This is a genomic window from Streptomyces sp. NPDC104814, from assembly GCF_055583185.1.
In genome coordinates this window covers 810,053-829,311 of the sequence record NZ_JBVJOL010000001.1, presented here as the reverse complement: position 1 = coordinate 829,311, position 19,259 = coordinate 810,053, and the positions used below count along the sequence as shown (strand labels likewise).

Sequence of the window (19,259 nt, the reverse complement as noted above, 5' to 3'; positions counted from 1 at the left end):
ATAGGCTCGAACGAACTTCGGTCCCCTACGACTTGGAGCTTTCGTGCACCGCAGAATCATCGCGCCGGGCGCACTGGCCGCCGCCTCCGTCCTGCTGGCGATCCCGGCATCGGCGGCGAGCTTCTCCCCCGGCGCCCCGGGCATCGGCGATCCCTATTACCCGGCCTACGGCAACGGCGGATACGACGTCTCCCACTACGACCTGAGGCTGAAGTACCAGCCCGCGACCGACGAGTTGGAGGGCACGGCGACGATCCTGGCGCGGACCACGCAGGATCTGAACCGGTTCGACCTGGACTTCCTGCTGGACGTCAGCGAGGTCCGGGTCAACGGCGCCAAGGCGGCTTTCACCACGTCGGGCGAGCACGAGCTGGTGGTCACGCCGAGGACGCCACTGCCCAAGGGCACGGCGGTCACCGTGGTCGTGCGCTACAGCGGGGTGCCGTCGTCGAAGAAGGCGTACGGGTTCACGAGCTGGCACCGCACCCCCGACGGCGGCATCGGGGCGAACGAGCCGGAATCGGCCTGGTGGTGGTTCCCGAGCAACGACCACCCCCTGGACAAGGCCACCTACGACGTGTCCGTGCTGGTGCCCGACGGCACCCAGGCCCTGTCCAACGGCACGCTGCAGTCGACGAGTTCCAAGCTCGGCTGGACGCGGTGGAACTGGCGTGAGAACAAGCCGCAGGCGACATATCTGGCCACCTTGGCGCTCGGCAAGTTCGACCTCACGACATCCACCTCCGAGGGCGGCGTCCCGGTCGTCAACGCCTACAGCAAGGACCTCGGCGACAACGACGGCGCGGCGCGGGCCAGCGTGGAGCGCACCGGGGAGCTCGTCGACTGGCTGAGCGGCTACTTCGGGCCGTACCCGTTCTCGTCGGCGGGCGGCTATGTGCCCAACACGACGACGGGGTACGCGCTGGAGACCCAGACCCGGGTCTACTACAGCCCGCGGCAGTTCGCGAACGGCGCCAACACCTCCGTCGTCGTGCACGAGCTGGCCCACCAGTGGTGGGGCGACAGCGTGTCGCTCAAGAGCTGGAAGGACATCTGGATCAACGAGGGCTTCGCGCGGTACGCGCAGTGGCTGTGGTCGGAGCACGAGGGCGAGGGCACGGCGCAGGAGCTGGCGGACTACGTGTACGCCTCGCACCCGGCCGACGACGCCTTCTGGACGGTGAAGCCGGGTGACCCGGGTCCGGACAACCAGTTCGACATCGCGGTCTACGACCGGGGCGCGCTGGCCATCCAGGCGCTGCGCAACGAGATCGGTGACGACGCGTTCTTCAGGATCCTGAAGGGCTGGCCGCAGCGGTACGCCTACGGCAACGCGTCGGTGGCCGACTTCCAGCGCTACGCCGAGCAGGTCTCCGGCAAGCCGCTGGCGTCCCTCTTCGACACCTGGCTGTACGAGCCGGCGAAGCCGGCCACCCCGGCGGCCCACGCGCAGTCCTTCGCCAGGTCTTCCACGCCCCCGGCCCAGCCGAAGTCCTGGAAGAAGATCGCGGCAACGAACGAGATCCACTCCCACTGAGCCTTGCCCCGGCAGTTCCCCGCGGCCCGAAAGGGGCGCGGGGAACTGCGCAACCAGCCACGACCGACCAGCAGCCAGGTGGGCCGCGCAAGGACCTCCCGCGGCCGCGCCGGAGGCGGACCTCACCCGTGGTCGTACACGGTGACCGGTATCCCCCGCCGCACCAGCCGCTCGGTGATCAGGGGCTCGACGCGGGACCACTTCCCACCGGCGAGCCCGCAGCCGATCCGCGGCATGTGGACGGACGCGCCGAGTTCGAGGGCCTGGTCCGCGACACGGGCCAGCGCGGCGTCGATGGCCTCGTAGCGAACCGGCACGCCCTTGCTGCCCGTGCGTATGCCCCGCTGGCCGACCATGTTGGCCACCCAGAGCTGCCGCTCGACCTGGACGAACTGCACGGCGCCCAGGCCGAAGTCGTTCGCCGCGCGGTCGCGGTGCCAGGCGCGGTACGCCGTCTCCGGCTCCGGCCAGCGGCGCGAGAGCGCCAGGACGAAGCCCTTGCCCCAGCCCCCGATGTCGTTGCAGACGTGGGCGATCAGCTTGACGCCCTTGACCGAAGGCACGGTGGCGTCACCCCGGACATACGTGATCTCCGACATGACGCCACCGTACGCCGTGCCACTGACAGTGGCTGGGATGGTGCTACTGGGGCAGTTCGTGGGCCGTGTTTTCGGTGACGCGGCGGCGGACCGCGAACCAGCCTGCGGTCAGGAGGACCGCGATCAGCGGGATCAGGAGCAGCGTCTTGCGGCCGACGTCGGGGTCGTTCCACATCATGCCGAGGCAGGCCAGCAGGAACGCCACCGTGGCGATCTCCGTGACGGGGCTGCCCGGCAGGCGGAAGTTCGGCCGGGTGACCAGGCCCGCCTTCGCCCGGCGCACGAACACCAGGTGGCAGATCATGATGATCACCCAGGTGCTGATGATGCCGAGGGACGCCACGTTCAGCACGATCTCGAAGGCCTGGCTCGGCATCAGGTAGTTCAGGCCCACGCCGAGCACGCAGATGCCGCAGGTCAGCAGGATGCCGCCGTACGGCACCTGGCTGCGGCTCATCACGCGGGTGAACTTCGGCGCCGAGCCCGCCATCGCCATGGAGCGCAGGATGCGGCCGGTGGAGTACAGGCCGGAGTTCAGCGAGGACATCGCCGCGGTCAGGACGACGAGGTTCATCACGTCACCGGCCGCCGGCACGCCGATCTTCGACAGGACCGTCACGAAGGGGCTCTGGTCACCGGAGTACACCGACCCCGGCAGCAGCAGCGCCAGCAGGACGACCGAGCCGACGTAGAACAGACCGACGCGCCACATGATCGAGTTCACCGCGCGCGGGACGACCTTCTCCGGCTCGGAGGTCTCGCCGGCCGCGACGCCGACCAGCTCCAGCGCCGCGTAGGCGAAGATCACGCCCTGCATGACCAGGACGACCGGCATCACACCGTGCGGGAAGACGCCGCCGTGGTCGGTGATCACGCCGAGGCCGGGCGTGTGACCGCCGACCTCGTGCTGCGTGGCCAGCAGGAAGATGCCGATCAGCATGAAGGCGACCAGGGTGACCACCTTGACGATGGAGAACCAGAACTCCATCTCGCCGAAGATCTTCACCGAGATCAGGTTCACGGTGAGCACCACCGCGAGCGCGATCAGCGCCAGCACCCACTGCGGGATGGGCGTGAACAAACTCCAGTAGTGCGTGTACAGCGCGATCGCGGTGATGTCGGCGATCCCGGTCGTCGACCAGTTCAGGAAGTACATCCAGCCGGCGACGTACGCGCCCTTCTCCCCGAGGAACTCGCGCGCGTACGACACGAAGGATCCGGAGGAGGGACGGTAGAGGACCAGCTCGCCGAGCGCCCGCACCACGAAGAAGGCGAAGATGCCGCAGACGAGGTAGGCCAGCGCGAGGGCGGGGCCCGCGTTGTGCAGCCGGCCGCCGGCGCCCAGGAAGAGGCCGGTACCGATCGCGCCGCCGATCGCGATCATGTTGACGTGGCGGTGCTTGAGGTCCTTGCTGTAACCGGCGTCGCCCGCGTCCGCGGGCGTAGCGGTCGCCGCGGGGTGGGCGGCGGCCTGTGCCGTGTGCACGGCTTCCTTGCTCACGGGTGGTTCCACTCTCTGGTGCGGCCCGAGCGGGTTGCCCTCGGGACTCGTACGTGTGGGTCGGCCCGCACCACCCCCTCACGGCACAGACCAAGGCAGCAGCTTCCCAGAGAGATCACTTCTCATGCGATGGTCCATGTCACAGAGCGGTTCTTCTCACATGGGGTTCACACCGCGTTCACCAGCCACGACGTACCGCCCACTCCCGGCACGAGTGGTGTCACAGCACCGATGAGACAGTGATACTGCTGCACATGACGACCACCGAGGAGCCGACCCTCACGATCGACGAGCTGGCCGCCCGCGCGGGCGTCACCGTGCGCACGGTCCGTTTCTACAGCACCAAGGGTCTGCTCCCGCCCCCCGTCCTCGGCCCGCGCCGGGTGGGCCGCTACGGCGCCGGTCACCTGGCGCGCCTGGCACTGATCGAGGAGTTGCAGCGGCAGGGCATGACGCTCGCGGCCATCGAGCGGTACCTGCGGCAGCTGCCGGCCGATCTGAGCGCCCGGGACCTCGCGATGCACCGCGCGGTGGTGGCGTCCTGGGCGCCGGACACGGTGGAGTCGGTGAGCCGGGAGGAGCTGGAGCGGCGGGCGGGCCGCGCGCTGAGCGACGAGGATCTCCAGCGGCTGACCGCCATGGACGTGATCGCTCAGGACGGCGACGGCCACCGCGTCGACGCCGGGCTGCTCCGGCTGGGCGTCGAGCTGCTGGACGTACCGCTGTCGCAGGAGACGGTGCTCGCCGCCCGCAGCGCGCTGATCGAGCACTCCCGCGCGGCGGCGCGGGAGCTGTCGGGGCTGCTGCGGGCCGCGGTCGCCGACCGCGGCCCGCAGGACGTGAAGGAGCTGTCCGCCCATATGCACCCCCTGGTGGTGCAGGCCCTCCTCACGACCTTCCAGCGGTCGCTGCGCGAGGAACTGCGGGAGTGGCTGGACGGCACCGAGGAGTGAGGCGCCCCCTCGGCGCGCGTCCGGGCCGGTGGCTCAGCGGCCGTCGGTGAAGGTCTCCCCCCGCTCCGCCTTCTCCACCAGCAGCGCCGGCGGCGTGAAGCGCTCGCCGTAGCGCTCGGCCAGCTCACGCGCGCGTGCCACGAAGCCGGGCAGGCCGCCCTCGTAGCCGTTGATGTACTGCAGCACGCCGCCCGTCCAGCCGGGGAAGCCGATGCCGAAGACGGAGCCGATGTTGGCGTCGGCGACCGAGGTCAGCACGCCCTCCTCCAGCAGCCGGACGGTGTCCAGCGCCTCGGAGAACAGCATGCGCTCCTGCATGTCGCGGAACGGGATCTCGCGACCGGGCTCGGTGAAGTGCTCCCGCAGGCCCGGCCACAGCCGCAGCCGCTTGCCGTTCTCGTCGTACTCGTAGAAGCCGGCGCCGCCGCTGCGGCCGGGGCGGCCGAACTCGTCGACCATGCGGTCGATGACAGCCTCGGCGGGGTGCCCCGCCCAGGTGCCGCCCGACTCCTCCACGGCCCGCTTCGTCTCGTTACGGATCTTGCGGGGCAGGGTCAGCGTCAGGTCGTCCATCAGGGAGAGCACCTTGGCCGGGTAGCCGGCCTGCGCCGCCGCCTGCTCGACGGACGCGGGCTCGATGCCCTCGCCGACCATGGCCACGCCCTCGTTGATGAAGTGGCCGATCACACGGGAGGTGAAGAAGCCGCGCGAGTCGTTGACCACGATCGGCGTCTTGTTGATCTGCCGCACCAGGTCGAACGCGCGGGCAAGGGCCTCGTCGCCGGTGCGCTCCCCCTTGATGATCTCCACCAGGGGCATCTTGTCGACCGGCGAGAAGAAGTGCAGCCCGATGAAGTCGCCCTGCCGCTCGACGCCCTCGGCGAGGGTGGTGATGGGCAGCGTGGAGGTGTTGGAGCACAGCAGCGCGTCCGGCGCGACGACGGACTCGATCTCCTGGAACACCTTGTGCTTGAGCGCGGTGTCCTCGAACACGGCCTCGATGACCGCGTCGCAGCCCGCGAGGTCGGCGACGTCGGCGGTGGGCGTGATGCGGGCGAGCAGCGCGTCGGCCTTCTCCTGCGTGGTGCGGCCCTTGGCGACGGCCTTGGCGCACAGCTTCTCGGAGTAGCCCTTGCCCTTGACGGCGGACTCCAGCGCGACGTCCTTCAGGACGACGTCGATGCCCGCGCGGGCGCAGGAGTAGGCGATGCCGGCGCCCATCATGCCGGCTCCGAGCACGGCGACCTTGCGCACCAGGCGGGGCTCGACGCCCTTCGGGCGGTTGGCGCCGGAGTTGACGGCCTGGAGGTCGAAGAAGAACGCCTGGATCATGTTCTTCGAGGTCTGGCCCGCGGCCAGCTCCACGAAGTAGCGGGCTTCGATGACCTGCGCGGTCTCGAAGTCGACCTGGGCGCCCTCGACGGCGGCGGCAAGGATGTTGCGCGGCGCCGGGTAGGGAGCGCCGTTCGTCTGCTTGCGCAGGCTCGCCGGGAAGGCGGGCAGGTTGGCGGCGAACTTCGGGTTCGCCGGGGTGCCGCCGGGGATGCGGTAGCCGGGCCGGTCCCAGGGCTGCTGGGACTCGGGGTGGGCGTCGATGAAGGCGCGGGCCCGGGCGATCAGCTCCTCGCGGCTGTCGACGACCTCGTCGACCAGGCCGTTGTCCAGGGCGCGCCGCGGGTTGTACTGGGTGCCCTGGAGGAGGACCTTCAGCAGGGCGTCGGTGATGCCGAGCATCCGGACGGTGCGCACGACGCCGCCGCCTCCGGGCAGCAAGCCGAGGGTGACCTCGGGGCAGCCGATCTTGGAGCCGGGGGCGTCCAGGGCGATGCGGTGGTGGCAGGCCAGCGCGATCTCGTAGCCGCCGCCGAGGGCGGCGCCGTTGAGCGCGGCGACGACCGGCTTGCCGAGGGTCTCGATGCGGCGCAGGTTGCGCTTGATGGCCAGGCCGCCGTCGAAGAGGTCCTGCGCGGTCTCGGGGGTGACCCGGATGAGGTCGCGCAGGTCGCCGCCGGCGAAGAAGGTCTTCTTGGCGGAGGTGACGATGACGCCCCGGATGGTGTCCTTCTCCGCCTCCAGACGGTCGGCGACCGCGGCGAGCGAGTCGCGGAACGCCTGGTTCATGGTGTTGGCGGACTGGTTGGGGTCGTCGAGGACGAGGGTGACGACACCCGTGTCGTCCTGTTCCCAGCGGATGGTGGTGGGCTCAGTGCTCATGGAAGCTGCTCCGTGAAGGTCCGTGATGGCCGTGGTGATCCGTTGGGAAGGTCAGATGCGCTCGACGATCGTGGCGATGCCCATGCCGCCGCCCACGCACAGCGTGGCGAGGCCGTAGCGCTTGTCCTGGCGCTCCAGTTCGTCGACGAGGGTGCCGAGGATCATCGCGCCGGTCGCGCCGAGCGGGTGGCCGAGCGCGATGGCACCGCCGTTGACGTTGACCTTGTCCAGCGACAGGCCCATGTCCTTCACGAAGCGCAGCACGACCGCCGCGAACGCCTCGTTGATCTCGACGAGGTCGATGTCGTCGATGGTCAGCCCGGCCTTGGCGAGAGCCTTGCGGGTGGCCGGGGCGGGGCCGGTGAGCATGATGGTGGGCTCGGAACCGGACACGGCGGCGGAGACGATCCGGGCGCGCGGGGTGAGGCCGTAGCGCTCGCCGACCTCCTTCGAGCCGATGGCCACGAGGGAGGCGCCGTCGACGATGCCGGAGGAGTTGCCCGCGTGGTGGACGTGGTCGATCTGCTCCACCCAGTGGTACTTCTGCAGCGCGACCGCGTCGAAGCCGCCCAGCTCGCCGATGTCCGCGAAGGACGGCTTGAGCTTCGCGAGGGAGTCGGCGGTGGTGCCGGGGCGCAGGTGCTCGTCGTGGTCGAGGACGACGAGTCCGCTGCGGTCCTTGACGGGGACGACGGACCGCTCGAAGCGGCCCTCCTTCCAGGCGGTGGCCGCGCGCTCCTGGGACAGGGCCGCGTACTCGTCGACGTCCCGGCGGGTGAAGCCCTCGATGGTGGCGATGAGGTCGGCGCCGATGCCCTGCGGCACGAAGTTGGTGGCGAGGTTGGTCATCGGGTCGTTGAACCAGGCGCCGCCGTCGGAGGCCATCGGCACCCGGGACATCGACTCCACACCGCCCGCGAGGACCAGGTCCTCCCAGCCCGAACGGACCTTGGCCGCGGCCAGGTTGACGGCCTCCAGACCGGAGGCACAGAAGCGGTTCTCCTGTACACCGGCGACCGTGTCGGGCAGGCCGGCGGCGATCGCGGCGATCCGCGCGATGTCGGAGCCCTGGTCGCCGACCGGACCGACCACGCCGAGCACGATGTCGTCGACCGCCGCCGGGTCCAGGCCAGGGAAGCGGGCCCGGATCTCGTGGATGAGGCCGACGACCAGGTCGACGGGCTTGGTCCCGTGCAGGGAGCCGTTGGCCTTGCCGCGTCCGCGCGGGGTGCGGATCGCGTCGTACACGTACGCTTCGGTGCTCACGAGGAGGCCTTTCGCTGAGGGTCGGAGGAAGGCTGGGGGCGGGAGGACGGCGGGGGCAGCAGTTCGGGTACGTCCCAGTCGCGGGCCACGTCCGCGGTGTCGGCGCCGGGCTGCGCGGGGCCGCTGCGGATGGTGGCCGGGGTCGCGGAGAAGCGGGGCGCGGGGGCCGGCTGGGTGATGCCGCCGTGATCGGTGAAGGTGGAGCGGGCGGCGAGGTGAGGGTGGTGCGGGGCCTCGCGGAGCGAGAGCACGGGGGCCACACAGGCGTCTGAGCCCTCGAAGACGGCCGTCCATTCGTCCTGGGTGCGGGACTTGAAGCGGGCGGCGACCGCCTCGCGCAGCTCGCCCCAGCGGGTGACGTCGTGCCGGGCCGGGGCGTCGTCGGCGAGACCGAGCAGGTCCGTGAAGGCGTCGTAGAACCGCGGCTCGAGCGCGCCCACCGCCATGTACCGGCCGTCGGCGGTCTCGTAGGTGCCGTAGAACGGGCAGCCGCCGTCGAGGAGGTTGGCGCCGCGCCGGTCCTGCCAGCCGCCGGCCGCGAGCATGCCGTGGATCATCGCCGACAGATGGGCGGTGCCGTCGACGATCGCGGCGTCGACGACCTGCCCGGTGCCGCACGCGCGTGCGTGGTGCAGCGCGGCGAGGAGTCCGACGACGAGGTAGAGGGAGCCGCCGGCGTAGTCGCCGAGCAGGTTGGCCGGCGGCGGGGGCGGCCGGTCGGGGCCGCCGATCATGCCGAGGGCGCCGGTGACGGCGATGTAGCCGATGTCGTGACCGGCGCGGTCGGCGAGCGGGCCGTCCTGGCCCCAGCCGGTCATGCGGCCGTAGACCAGCCGGGGGTTGCGGGCGTGGCAGGCCTCGGGGCCGACGCCGAGACGCTCGGCGACGCCGGGGCGGTAGCCCTCGATGAGGAGGTCCGCGCGGGCGGCCAGGGCGAGGACGCGCTCGGGGCCGTCCGGGTCCTTGAGGTCGACGACCACCGAGCGCTTGTTGCGGTTGGTGACGTCGTACGCCGGGTCGATGCCGAGGCCGGGGCCGCCGGGCCGGTCCACGCGGACCACGTCGGCGCCGAGGTCGGCCAGGAGCATGGCGGCGAACGGGCCGGGGCCGATACCGGCGAGCTCCACCACGCGCACGCCGGTCAGCGGTCCGGGTCCGGGCGTCGGGACCGGACCGTCGCCGGGCGTCGGGACCGGACCGTCGCCGGGCGTCGTCGGTGCCGTGGCCATCCAGCCCCCTTGCTGTGACACAACCGATGTAACACCAGTGATGCTAAGAACGTGTTCCACCGGGCACAAGACCCGGACGAGCAAGCGCTTAGCCAATTATGGACAGCTGCCGCCCGAACGGCCTCCCGCCCGGCGCCCGCCTCACCCCGCGTCGAGCTCCGCGACGAGCCGTTTGGGCGCGATGGCGCGGTAGCTCTCCTCCACCCAGTCGCACAGCAGCTCCGCGGCCGGGGCGCCCGCCCCCTCCAGGGGGACGCGCACCCAGCCCGCTCTGCCGAGGCCGTACCCGGCGGGTTCGGCTCCCGGGGAGGTCAGGGCGTGGGCGTGCGCCGCCTCGTCCGTGAGCTTCACGGTCACGGCCAGGGGATGGCTGCCGTCGGTGACACCGAGGAAGGCGAAGACCTTCCTGTTCACCTTGGCGACCGTCTCGCCCCAGGGGAACTCCTCGGCCGCACCGGGCAGGGACAGGGCGAACCCGCGCACTCTCTCCCATTTCCGCAGCGCGCTTTCGGCCACCGCCATCCGCCACCTCCGGCCTCGTCGTCGGCTCGCGCACTCCTCACGCTAGCCTCGGCCACCGACAGCGGCGCGGCCGAGCGGACCGGGGCGTGTCACGAGCGGGTGCCGAACGAACCGAGGGGTGTCATGAGCAGGCTAAAAGGGACGGACCGTCCGTACGACATCGTGCTCTTCGGAGCCACCGGCTTCGTCGGGACGCTCACCGCGGAGTACCTCGCCGCGCACGCGCCCGAGGACCTGCGCTGGGCGGTCGCCGGACGCGACACGTCGAAGCTGGAGCGGCTGCGGGAGCGGCTGCCCGGCGGCGAGCGGATCGGTGTGCTGCGGGCCGACGTCGCCGACCCCGCGTCACTGCGGGAACTCGCCGAGCACGCGCGCGTGGTGGCGACCACGGTCGGGCCGTACATCCGGTACGGCGAGCAGCTCGTCGCCGCCTGCGCGGAGACCGGCGCCGACTATCTCGACCTGACCGGCGAGCCGGAGTTCGTGGACCTGATGTACGTCCGGCACGACGCTCGCGCGCGGGAGACGGGTGCGCGTCTGGTGCACGCGTGCGGCTTCGACTCCGTACCGCACGACCTGGGCGTGCTGTTCACCGTGGGGCAGCTGCCGCCGGACGTGCCGCTGACCGTGGACGGCTTCGTGTCCGTCGACGCGGCCTTCTCGGGCGGGACGCTGGCCTCGGCGCTGAACCAGTTCGCGCGCGGGCGGCAGATGGTGGCGGCGGCCCGGGACCGCGCGCGGCACGAGCCGCGGCTGGTGGGCCGCCGGGCGACCGCCCCGATCGGCGCGCCGCACTACGCGCGCGAGATCGGTGCCTGGGCGCTGCCGCTGCCGACCATCGACCCACAGGTCGTCCAGCGGTCGGCGCGGTCCCTGGACCGCTACGGGCCCGACTTCCGCTACCGCCACTACGCCGCCGTGCGCCGGCTGCCGGTCGCGGCCGGCGGCCTGGCGGCCGTGAGTGCAGTCGCGGTGGCCGCTCAAGTGCCGCCCGCCCGGCGCTGGTTGTCGGACCGGGTGCGTCCAGGCGAGGGGCCGGACGCCGAGAAGCGGGCCCGCAGCTGGTTCCGGGTGCGCTTCGTCGGCGAGGGCGGCGGCCGGCGGATCTTCACCGAGGTGTCGGGCGGCGACCCCGGCTACGGCGAGACCGCGAAGATCCTCGCCGAGGCGGCCCTGTCCTTGGCCTTCGACGACCTGCCGCCGACGTCCGGGCAGGTCACCACGGCCGTGGCGATGGGCGAGGCGCTGACCGAACGGCTGCGGGCGGCGGGCATCGTCTTCCGGGTCGCCGCGCGGCGTTGAACCCGGGCGCCTAGAAGGGCCGGCTCACCACCGTGTAGATCATCCCGCAGATCCACGCCAGTCCCGCGAGCACGGAGAGGACGAGCGCGACGTTCACGGCACGCTCGACGGGCCGGGCGGTGTCGTCGAGGGACTTGGCGGCGCGATGTGTCGTCATGCGGGACAGCCTTCCGCCCGCGGGGCCGTGGCACATCCGTACGCGTACTCAGCGCACGTACTCAGAACGCGTACGCGCGCGGGTCGGGTACACGCACCCGGTGCATGCGTGCCCGGGTGCACCCTGCTTTGAGACTTTCACCGGCGGCCTTCGAGGCTTTCACCGGTGGCAGAGCCGTGATCCACGCGGCCCGTCGGCGAAAGTCTCACAGGAGACGTCAGTGAAACGATGGAAGGCATGAAGTTCCTTCTCGACATCACCCTGGACGAGGCCGCGAGCAGCGAGGACAAGGCCCGTGAGCTGAGCCGGATCCTGCGGTACTGGGCCGGAAACGTCCGCCACTACCCGCTGGAGGCCGGCGACGGGTCGGCCGTGTACGACGCGGACTACCAGGAGGTGGGTGCCTGGCGGGTCGTCGCCTCCTGAAGCGCCCGGCGGCACAGCGCGTCGGCCCGGCGGGTCGTCTCCGGCAGCCGGTAGGCCGGCGTCAGCGCCAGGGTGTGGGCGCAGGCGCCGGCCAGACTCACCCGGTGACCCACGGACACGAACACCGGCTTGACGCCGTCACGGGTGCGCAGCGCCCGGCCGACCTCCTCGGCGCCGGCCAGCAGCGGCGAGGACGAGCCGCGCGGCGCGTCGGGGTCGTCGTAGGTGAAGGTGAACGGGTTCTTGGCGACGCCGATGGTGGGCAGTCCGGTGAGCACGCCGAGGTGGCTGGCGAGCCCGAAGCGGCGGGGGTGGGCGAGGCCGTAGCCGTCGCACACGACCAGGCCGGGCGGGCTGGGCAGCGCGTCGAGGGCGGCCAGCACCGTCGGTATCTCGCGGAAGGCGAGCAGCCCCGGCACATAGGGGAAGGAGACCTGGCCGACGGCGGTCGCCTCGGCGACGACGTCGAGTGTCGTGGCGTCCAGGACGACGGCCGCCGCGGCGACGACGTCGCGTTCGTCGTCGTAGGCGACGTCGACGCCGGTGACGTGCCCGGTCCCGGGCGGCGGCCCCGGCTCGTCGAGCACCACCCGGGCCCGCAGCTCGTCCTGGACGGCCCGGGCCTCTTCCTCGGTCGCGGGCCAGCCCGCGGGTACACGTACGGTCGTCATGATGACCAGGAGCCTACGGTGCCGCGGCTCGTGCGGGCGCAGACCGCCGGTCGCGTGCGTGAGGGAACTGCATCCGCACCGCGCCGCTCGAGGCGTCGACACCGTCCGGCTGGACGAGCTGCACGCTGAGCGTGCAGGGCCACGGCCCGGCCTCCGAACGCAAGGAACCCCGCGACGGCGGGGTGATCATCGCCGTCGCGGGGAACCGCGCGCAGAGACGCTCGGCCGTGCGGCCTCGCTCACTTACCGAGGGCGCGCTGCAGCTCGCTCTTGTTCATGTGGGAACGGCCGTGGATCTCCCGGCGCTTGGCCTCCTCGTACAGCTGGTCGTAGGTCTGGCCCTCGGAGCCCTGACCCTGGGAGCCCGTGCCGGACCGCTGGCCGCCCCGCTTCGAGGGCGACGGCCCCGTGGTGGAGCTGCGGCTCGCGGTCTTGGACTCGCCGGAGCGGGCGCGTTCCTTGTTGACGGTCCGTGCGGCCATCTCCTTGGCGCGCCCGGTGCTCGCGCCCCGCTCCTCGGCGCTCTCCTTGATGTGTTCGTACTGGCGTTCCCGCTTGGGGCTGGAACCGCGTGGCATGTGCGTTCACTTCCTTCCGGATGCGGTCCCCGAGTACCCCCATTGCACCCGAATGTGCCTGCCGGGGCCTGTTTCAGGGCTCCAAGCGGGCCACGCGCCCCTGCTCGCCCGCGGCCCAACACGCCCGGTCCGCCGTGCAGTCCACGGTGTCGTACGACCCGGTGTCGACGGTGCGCCAGGTGCGGCCCGCGTCCGTCGTCAGATCGGTGCCCGTGGGGCCGACGGCGAGGGCGGCGCCCCGGCTGTGCGGGAGCCAGGCGGCGCCGGAGCGGTAGGCGGGCGGCGGGCGGTCGGCCGGACGCCAGGTGCGGCCGCCGTCCGCGGTCACCGCCGCCGCGAGCGGCGAGGGCTGATCGGGGCGGTAGTCGCCGCCGACGGCGAGTCCGTGGGCGCGGTCGCGGAAGGCGAGCGCGAAGACGCCGCGGGCCGGGTCGCCGGCCGGGACGGGGACCTCGGCGGCGGTCCAGGTCAGGCCGCGGTCGGCGGAGTGCAGCACGCGCGCGTGGGCGGCACCGCCGGTGGCCAGCCAGACGTCCTTCGGCCCGGACGTCACCAGGCACTGGCCGCTCGCCGCGAAGCCGGCCTCGCCGTCGAGGGCCGCGGGCATGCCGCGCTCGGGGAGCACCGTCCAGGAGCGGCCGCCGTCATCGGTGGACAGGATGCGGAACCGTCCGTCGACGGGGTCGCTCATCGCCAGGCCGTGCCGCTGGTCGAAGAAGGCCAGGCAGTCGTAGAACGCCTTCGGGTCGGTGTTGCGGAAGGACTCCGTCCAGGTCGCGCCGCCGTCCTCGGTGCGATACACGCGGGACGCCTCGCCCTCGCCGATCGCCAGGACCACGGCGCGGCGCGCGTCGAACGCCTCGACGTCCCGGAACTGCAGTTCGCCGGCGCCGGGCGGGGAGACGTTCCGCCAGTGCGCCCCGCCGTCGGTGGTGCGCAGCACGGTCCCCCGGGTGCCGGCCACCCACGCGGTCTCCCGGTCCACGGCGGCCAGTCCGCGGAAGCGGACGGAAGGCGCCGCGGTGTCCTTCAGCGCCCAGTGGGGCCTGGGGTGCGCGCCGGTGGACGTGAGCGCCCCGGGGGGCGTGCCCCGCGGGCCGTCGTGCGCCTGTGCCGGGGCGGCGGCCAGGGCGGCGGCACCGCCGCGCACAGCGCTCCCGAGGCGGTCCTGCGGCTCGTGCGGCCCTTGCGTCCCTTGCTCCTCGTGCCCCTCGTGATCCTCATGGCGGGCGAAGCTAGCCGACCGCCCCGGTGCCGTCCAGAGCGCACCCGCCCCGAGCGGCCTTCCCCGCCCGGAGCACATCCGCCCCAAGTGACCTTCCGGGCACACCGGAAGCAGTCGGACACCCTCGTGCATGAAGGCGGTGACAGAGGTCACTCGCTCTGTGTGTGCACGGAACGGCCGGTTCCTACGTCTCTTGAAGTGACCGGCCTCATCCGCCCCCGCCGCCCGTCCATCCGTCCAGCCGTCACAAGGGAGCAAGGCGTTGTCCACCGTCATCGAGCAGCCCGTTCAGGCACGTCTCGTCGCCGCCGCGCCCCGGATGCCGAACATCCCCGCCACGCTGCACTACGACCGCCGGGATCCCTTCGCGGTCCGGATGACCTTCCCCGCGCCGGCCACCCTGGAGGGCGTCGAGGTCTGCTGGACCTTCTCCCGTGAGCTGCTCACGGCCGGCCTGGAGACCTCGGAGGGCCACGGCGACGTCCGCGTGCGGCCGTACGGCTTCGACCGCACGGTCCTGGAGTTCCACGCCCCCGAAGGCACGGCCGTCGTCCATGTCCGCACCGGTGAGATCCGGCGCTTCCTGCAGGCCACGAGTGAGCTGGTGCCGGTGGGCCTGGAGCACCTGCAGCTCGACCTGGACCACGGCCTGGCGGAGCTGATGCGGGACGCCTGCTAAACGTGGTGCGCGCGTGTGGGGGGCGCCGTGCGTCCTCCCCGTGGGGGCGCGTGAGGGTGCGCCCAGCCGTCGGCTCTGCCCGGGCTCCGCGTTGCGGTGCGCCGCCCGCCGTTTATTCGTTGACAGCCCCACACCCCCCTCGTACGCTGTACAGCGGTCCTGTTGCCGTCGATTGGAGAAGGACGTTGCTCGTCTGAGGTCCTGAGACACCGCGCCGCACCCGTCAGGTGTGTGCGTAGCGTGCGACCTCGGCATACGAGCCGTCCCCCGGCGCAGGGCCTCGCTGTTTCCCCTGCCTTGCCGGACCCTCGGCGGTCGCCGTCTCGCGGTGTCTCGATACGCGTTTGCCCTCCTTCCGCATGCGAGCAACCGCGAGGTCCCATGTCCGTATCCCTCACCTGCGCTTCCCTGTCCTTCGCCTGGCCGGACGGCACGGTCGTCCTCGACGGCTTCGACGCCTCCTTCGGCCCCGGCCGCACCGGGCTGGTCGGCGTCAACGGGTCCGGGAAGTCCACTCTGTTGAAGCTGATCGCCGGGGAGCTGGTCCCCACCGACGGAGCCGTGCGCGTCGCCGGGGAGATCGGCTACCTGCCGCAGAACGTCACCCTCGACACCGCGCTGCGCGTCGACCAGGCACTCGGCATCGCCGCGCAGCGCGCCGCGCTGCACGCCATCGAGGCCGGTGACGCCGCCGAGGAGCACTTCGAGACCCTCGGCGACGACTGGGACGTCGAGGAGCGCGCCCTGGCCACCCTCGGCGAACTCGGCCTCGGCCACGTCACCTTGGACCGCACCGTGGGCGAGGTGTCGGGGGGCGAGTCGGTGCTGCTGCGGCTGGCCGCGCTGCTGCTGCGCCGACCGGAGGTCCTGCTGCTCGACGAGCCCACCAACAACCTTGACCTGTACGCCCGCCGCCGGCTGTACGCGGCCGTGGAGTCCTGGCCGGGCGTGATGGTCGTGGTGAGCCACGACCGCGAACTGCTGGAGCGGGTCGACCAGATCGCCGACCTGCGCGGCGGGGAGATCACCTGGTACGGCGGCAGCTTCTCGGCCTACGAGGAGGCGCTCGCCGTGGAGCAGGAGGCCGCCGAGCGCATGGTGCGCGTGGCGGAGTCCGACCTGCGCAAGCAGAAGCGCGAACTGGCCGACGCCCAGGTCAAACTGGCCCGCCGCAAGCGGTACGGGCAGAAGATGTGGGACAGCAAGCGCGAGCCGAAGATCGTCATGGGGGCGCGCAAGCGCGCGGCGCAGGAGTCCGCGGGCAAGCACCGCATCATGCACGAGGAGAAGCTCGGCGAGGCCAGGGAGCGGCTCGACGAAGCCGTGGAGGCCGTACGGGACGACGACGAGATCCGGGTCGACCTGCCGTACACCGCCGTTCCCGCGGGCCGCGGCGTGCTGACCCTGCGGGATCTGGAGCTGGCCTACGGCGCGCGCGTCGAGGGCGGTTTCGATCTGCACGGTCCGGAGCGGATCGCGCTGATCGGGCGCAACGGTGCGGGCAAGACGACGCTGCTGCGCACGATCGCCGGTGAGCTCGCTCCGGTGGCGGGCGAGGCGACGGCCCACGTCCCGCTGCGTTTCCTGCCGCAGCGGCTCGACGTCCTGGACGGCGAGCTGACCGTCGCGCAGAACGTGGCCCGGTTCGCGCCGGGCGCCACCAACAACCGGATCCGGGCGCGGCTCGCCCGCTTCCTGTTCCGGGGCGCTCGCGCCGACCAGAAGGCGGCCACGCTGTCCGGCGGCGAGCGCTTCCGGGCGACCCTGGCCGCGCTGATGCTCGCCGAGCCCGCCCCGCAGCTGCTGATGCTGGACGAGCCGACGAACAACCTCGACATGGCGAGCGTCCGTCAGCTCACCACAGCGCTGGAGTCCTACGAGGGCGCGCTGCTCGTGGCCAGCCACGACCTGCCGTTCCTGAGGTCCATCGGCATCACACGCTGGCTGATGCTCGACGGAGAACTGAAGGAAATCACGCCAGAAGCTGTCGGGTATCCCGCCTAGCGTCGAGGGCATGCGCGACTACATCACCCTCACCGGAGCCAGGGAGAACAACCTCAAGGACGTCACCCTCCGCATCCCGAAAGGCCGGCTGACCGTGTTCACCGGCCTTTCGGGATCGGGCAAGTCGTCGGTCGTCTTCGACACGATCGCCGTCGAGTCGCAGCGGCAGCTCAACGAGACGTACACCTGGTTCGTGCGCAATCGGCTGCCCCGGTTCGAACGGCCGCGCGCGGACGCCATGGAGGACCTGTCCCCCGCCATCGTGGTCGACCAGCGGCCGGTCGGCGGCCACTCGCGCTCCACCGTCGGCACGATGACCGACGTCTACGCGGTGATCCGGGTGCTGTTCTCCCGGTGCGGCACCCCGAGCGCCGGGGAGGCCACGGCGTACTCCTTCAACGACCCGTCCGGCATGTGCCCGACGTGCCACGGGCTCGGCCGCACGGTCCGGCCCGCCTGGGACCGCATCCTCGACCCGGCCCGCTCCCTCGCGGGCGGTGCGATCCTCTTCCCGCCGTTCGCCGCGGGCACCTGGCAGGGGCAGACGTACACCAACACGCCGGATCTCGACGTGCACAAACCGGTCGGCGAGTTCACCGGCGCCGAGCGGGAGTTCCTGCTGCGCGGGCGCGGCACGCGCGTGAACGTCGACAACACCGGCGGATCGCGCGACATCGACTACGAGGGGCTGGCCGACCGGTTCGAGCGCCTGTACCTCAACCGGGACCTGTCCGCGCTCAGCGCGCGCACCCGCGAGACGGTCGAGCGCTTCCTCACCGAGGACACCTGCCCGCGCTGCGCGGGCGCCCGGCTGAACGAAGCCGCGCTGGCCACCCGGATCCGCGGCCGGTCCATCGCCGACTGCGCCCGGATGCAGATCACCGACCTCATCGCCGTACTGAGGGAACTCGACGACGATCCGCTCGCCGCGCCGATCGCGCGGGCCGCCGTCACGGCGCTGGAGCGGATCGAGGCGATCGGCCTCGGCTATCTGAGCCTTGACCGGGAGACGTCGACGCTGTCCGGCGGCGAGGGCCAGCGGCTGAAGACCGTGCGGCACCTGGGCTCCAGCCTGACCGGGATGACGTACATCTTCGACGAGCCCAGCGCCGGGCTGCACCCGCGTGACGTGCACCGCCTCGGCGACCTCCTGCTGCGCTTGCGCGACAAGGGCAACACCGTGCTGGTCGTCGAGCACGACCGGGACGTCATCGCGCTGGCCGACCATGTCGTCGACATGGGCCCCGGGGCCGGCACCGACGGCGGGCGCGTGGTGTTCGAGGGCACGCCGCGTGAGCTGGCCGGCGCGCCGACCGCGACCGGGCGCTGCCTGCGCCGCCGTACGACGCTCAAGCCGCGGGTGCGGCGGGCGGACGGCGGCCTGTGGGTGAAGGGCGCGGACCGGCACAACCTGCGGGACGTGACGGTCGAGTTCCCGACCGGGGTGCTGACCGCGGTCACGGGGGTCGCCGGGTCGGGCAAGTCGACCCTGGTCGCGGAGTTCACCGCCGCGCATCCGGACGCCGTGGTGGTCGACCAGTCGTCGATCGGGATCTCCGCGCGCTCCACTCCGGCGACGTACCTGGGGATCATGGACACGGTACGGCGGATCTTCGCGCGCGCGACGGGCAGCGAGCCGGGCCTGTTCAGCTTCAACTCCACGGGGGCGTGCCCGGCGTGCGAGGGACGCGGGGTGCTGTACACGGACCTCGCGTTCATGGACCCGGTGACCACCACCTGCCCGGACTGCGGCGGCCGGCGCTTCCGGGAGGACGTGCTGCGGCTGACGGTGGACGGTCGCTCGATCGCCGACGTGCTGGCGATGACCGCCGAGGAGGCCCTGGACTTCCTCGGCGACAGCGCGGTGGGCCCGCGGCTCGGCGCCCTGCGCGACGTCGGCCTGACCTACCTGACACTGGGCCAACCGCTGTCCACGCTGTCCGGCGGCGAACGGCAGCGGCTGAAGCTCGCGACCCGGCTGCACCGCACCGGCGCGGTGTACGTCCTGGACGAGCCGACGACCGGCCTGCACATGGCCGACGTGGACGGGCTGCTGGAACTGCTGGACCGGCTGGTGGACGGCGGCAACACCGTCGTGGTCGTGGAGCACCATCTCGACGTGGTGGCCCACGCCGACTGGGTGATCGACCTGGGCCCGGACGGCGGCCGGGACGGCGGCCGGATCGTCTTCGAGGGCCCCCCACGCCGATTGCTCACCCACCGCACCTCGGCCACGGCGGAGTACCTGCGCCGGGCCGCCGGCTGACGGCGGGGGCAGATCGGCCCCGGTTCGCGGACCGCACGAGCGCCGGTCCGGGGTTACGCCCTGGTAACCCCTCCCCACCCGGGGTTTCGCCGGGCGCGCCTCGCCCTGCATCATGGCGGACCGGTGCCGC

At 72.1% G+C, this 19,259-nt stretch carries 17 protein-coding genes; 7 read left to right on the top strand and 10 right to left on the bottom strand.

Annotated elements, in window-relative coordinates; translation table 11 throughout:
- The first annotated feature begins 43 nt into the window (after window positions 1-43).
- Window positions 44-1,537 (top strand): M1 family metallopeptidase, encoded by a 1,494-nt coding sequence (locus tag ACZ64A_RS03435; protein ID WP_469807917.1) that lies wholly within the window; start codon window positions 44-46, stop codon window positions 1,535-1,537.
- Window positions 1,538-1,659: 122 nt separating this feature from the next.
- On the opposite strand, the gene ACZ64A_RS03430 is transcribed toward ACZ64A_RS03435, so the two are convergent.
- Together ACZ64A_RS03430 and ACZ64A_RS03425 are read right to left on the bottom strand one after the other, a co-directional pair.
- Window positions 1,660-2,136 carry a macro domain-containing protein gene (locus tag ACZ64A_RS03430; protein WP_469807915.1) on the bottom strand — a complete coding sequence of 159 codons (477 nt, stop codon included), beginning with the start codon at window positions 2,134-2,136 and terminating at the stop codon, window positions 1,660-1,662.
- Between the two features lie 43 nt (window positions 2,137-2,179).
- Complete coding sequence (locus ACZ64A_RS03425) at window positions 2,180-3,637, bottom strand: amino acid permease (protein WP_469807914.1); 1,458 nt, start codon at window positions 3,635-3,637, stop codon at window positions 2,180-2,182.
- 254 nt (window positions 3,638-3,891) lie between these two features.
- Between ACZ64A_RS03425 and ACZ64A_RS03420 the strand changes: the two genes are divergently transcribed.
- Window positions 3,892-4,590 (top strand): MerR family transcriptional regulator, encoded by a 699-nt coding sequence (locus ACZ64A_RS03420; RefSeq protein ID WP_469807912.1) that lies wholly within the window; start codon window positions 3,892-3,894, stop codon window positions 4,588-4,590.
- A 33-nt stretch (window positions 4,591-4,623) separates the two neighbouring features.
- On the opposite strand, the gene ACZ64A_RS03415 is transcribed toward ACZ64A_RS03420, so the two are convergent.
- From ACZ64A_RS03415 to ACZ64A_RS03400, 4 genes are all read right to left on the bottom strand, one after another.
- The gene (locus ACZ64A_RS03415; protein ID WP_469807911.1) at window positions 4,624-6,804 is read right to left on the bottom strand and encodes a 3-hydroxyacyl-CoA dehydrogenase NAD-binding domain-containing protein; all 2,181 of its coding nucleotides are present in this window, start codon (window positions 6,802-6,804) and stop codon (window positions 4,624-4,626) included.
- 51 nt (window positions 6,805-6,855) lie between these two features.
- Complete coding sequence (locus tag ACZ64A_RS03410; protein WP_469807909.1) at window positions 6,856-8,070, bottom strand: acetyl-CoA C-acetyltransferase; 1,215 nt, start codon at window positions 8,068-8,070, stop codon at window positions 6,856-6,858.
- The gene (locus ACZ64A_RS03405) at window positions 8,067-9,299 is read right to left on the bottom strand and encodes a CaiB/BaiF CoA transferase family protein (protein ID WP_469807908.1); all 1,233 of its coding nucleotides are present in this window, start codon (window positions 9,297-9,299) and stop codon (window positions 8,067-8,069) included. Before ACZ64A_RS03405 ends, ACZ64A_RS03410 begins: the two co-directional genes overlap by 4 nt.
- 141 nt (window positions 9,300-9,440) lie before the next feature.
- Window positions 9,441-9,821, bottom strand: coding sequence for an MmcQ/YjbR family DNA-binding protein (locus ACZ64A_RS03400; RefSeq protein WP_469807907.1), 381 nt, complete (start codon window positions 9,819-9,821; stop codon window positions 9,441-9,443).
- 123 nt (window positions 9,822-9,944) lie between these two features.
- Between ACZ64A_RS03400 and ACZ64A_RS03395 the strand changes: the two genes are divergently transcribed.
- Entirely contained in the window at window positions 9,945-11,123 is a 1,179-nt protein-coding gene (locus ACZ64A_RS03395) for a saccharopine dehydrogenase family protein (RefSeq protein WP_469807906.1), read from the top strand.
- 10 nt (window positions 11,124-11,133) lie between these two features.
- Here the strand turns inward: ACZ64A_RS03395 and mmpA are convergent, their stop codons facing one another.
- Complete coding sequence (gene mmpA, locus ACZ64A_RS03390) at window positions 11,134-11,280, bottom strand: morphogenic membrane protein MmpA (protein ID WP_469807905.1); 147 nt, start codon at window positions 11,278-11,280, stop codon at window positions 11,134-11,136.
- A gap of 237 nt (window positions 11,281-11,517) precedes the next feature.
- Between mmpA and ACZ64A_RS03385 the strand changes: the two genes are divergently transcribed.
- A complete protein-coding gene (locus ACZ64A_RS03385) occupies window positions 11,518-11,706 on the top strand; it encodes a hypothetical protein (RefSeq protein WP_469807903.1) in 189 nt (62 codons plus the stop codon).
- Here the strand turns inward: ACZ64A_RS03385 and ACZ64A_RS03380 are convergent.
- From ACZ64A_RS03380 to ACZ64A_RS03370, 3 genes are all read right to left on the bottom strand, one after another.
- Entirely contained in the window at window positions 11,667-12,377 is a 711-nt protein-coding gene (locus ACZ64A_RS03380) for an endonuclease V (protein ID WP_469807902.1), read from the bottom strand. The two genes, ACZ64A_RS03385 and ACZ64A_RS03380, sit on opposite strands and share 40 nt — an antisense overlap.
- A 239-nt stretch (window positions 12,378-12,616) precedes the next feature.
- Window positions 12,617-12,955: a plasmid stabilization protein gene (locus ACZ64A_RS03375; protein WP_469807901.1), complete on the bottom strand. Its 339-nt coding sequence runs from the start codon at window positions 12,953-12,955 to the stop codon at window positions 12,617-12,619.
- Window positions 12,956-13,028: 73 nt separating this feature from the next.
- Window positions 13,029-14,105, bottom strand: a complete 1,077-nt coding sequence (locus ACZ64A_RS03370) for a WD40/YVTN/BNR-like repeat-containing protein (RefSeq protein ID WP_469807900.1) — start codon at window positions 14,103-14,105, stop codon at window positions 13,029-13,031.
- A 337-nt stretch (window positions 14,106-14,442) separates the two neighbouring features.
- On the opposite strand from ACZ64A_RS03370, the gene ssgD reads away from it, so the two are divergent.
- From ssgD to ACZ64A_RS03355, 3 genes are all read left to right on the top strand, one after another.
- A complete protein-coding gene (gene ssgD / locus ACZ64A_RS03365) occupies window positions 14,443-14,859 on the top strand; it encodes a spore wall synthesis regulator SsgD (protein ID WP_469807899.1) in 417 nt (138 codons plus the stop codon).
- A gap of 381 nt (window positions 14,860-15,240) precedes the next feature.
- A complete protein-coding gene (locus ACZ64A_RS03360; protein ID WP_469807898.1) occupies window positions 15,241-16,863 on the top strand; it encodes an ABC-F family ATP-binding cassette domain-containing protein in 1,623 nt (540 codons plus the stop codon).
- Window positions 16,864-16,873: 10 nt separating this feature from the next.
- A complete protein-coding gene (locus tag ACZ64A_RS03355) occupies window positions 16,874-19,129 on the top strand; it encodes an ATP-binding cassette domain-containing protein (RefSeq protein WP_469807896.1) in 2,256 nt (751 codons plus the stop codon).
- Window positions 19,130-19,259 lie beyond the last annotated feature (130 nt).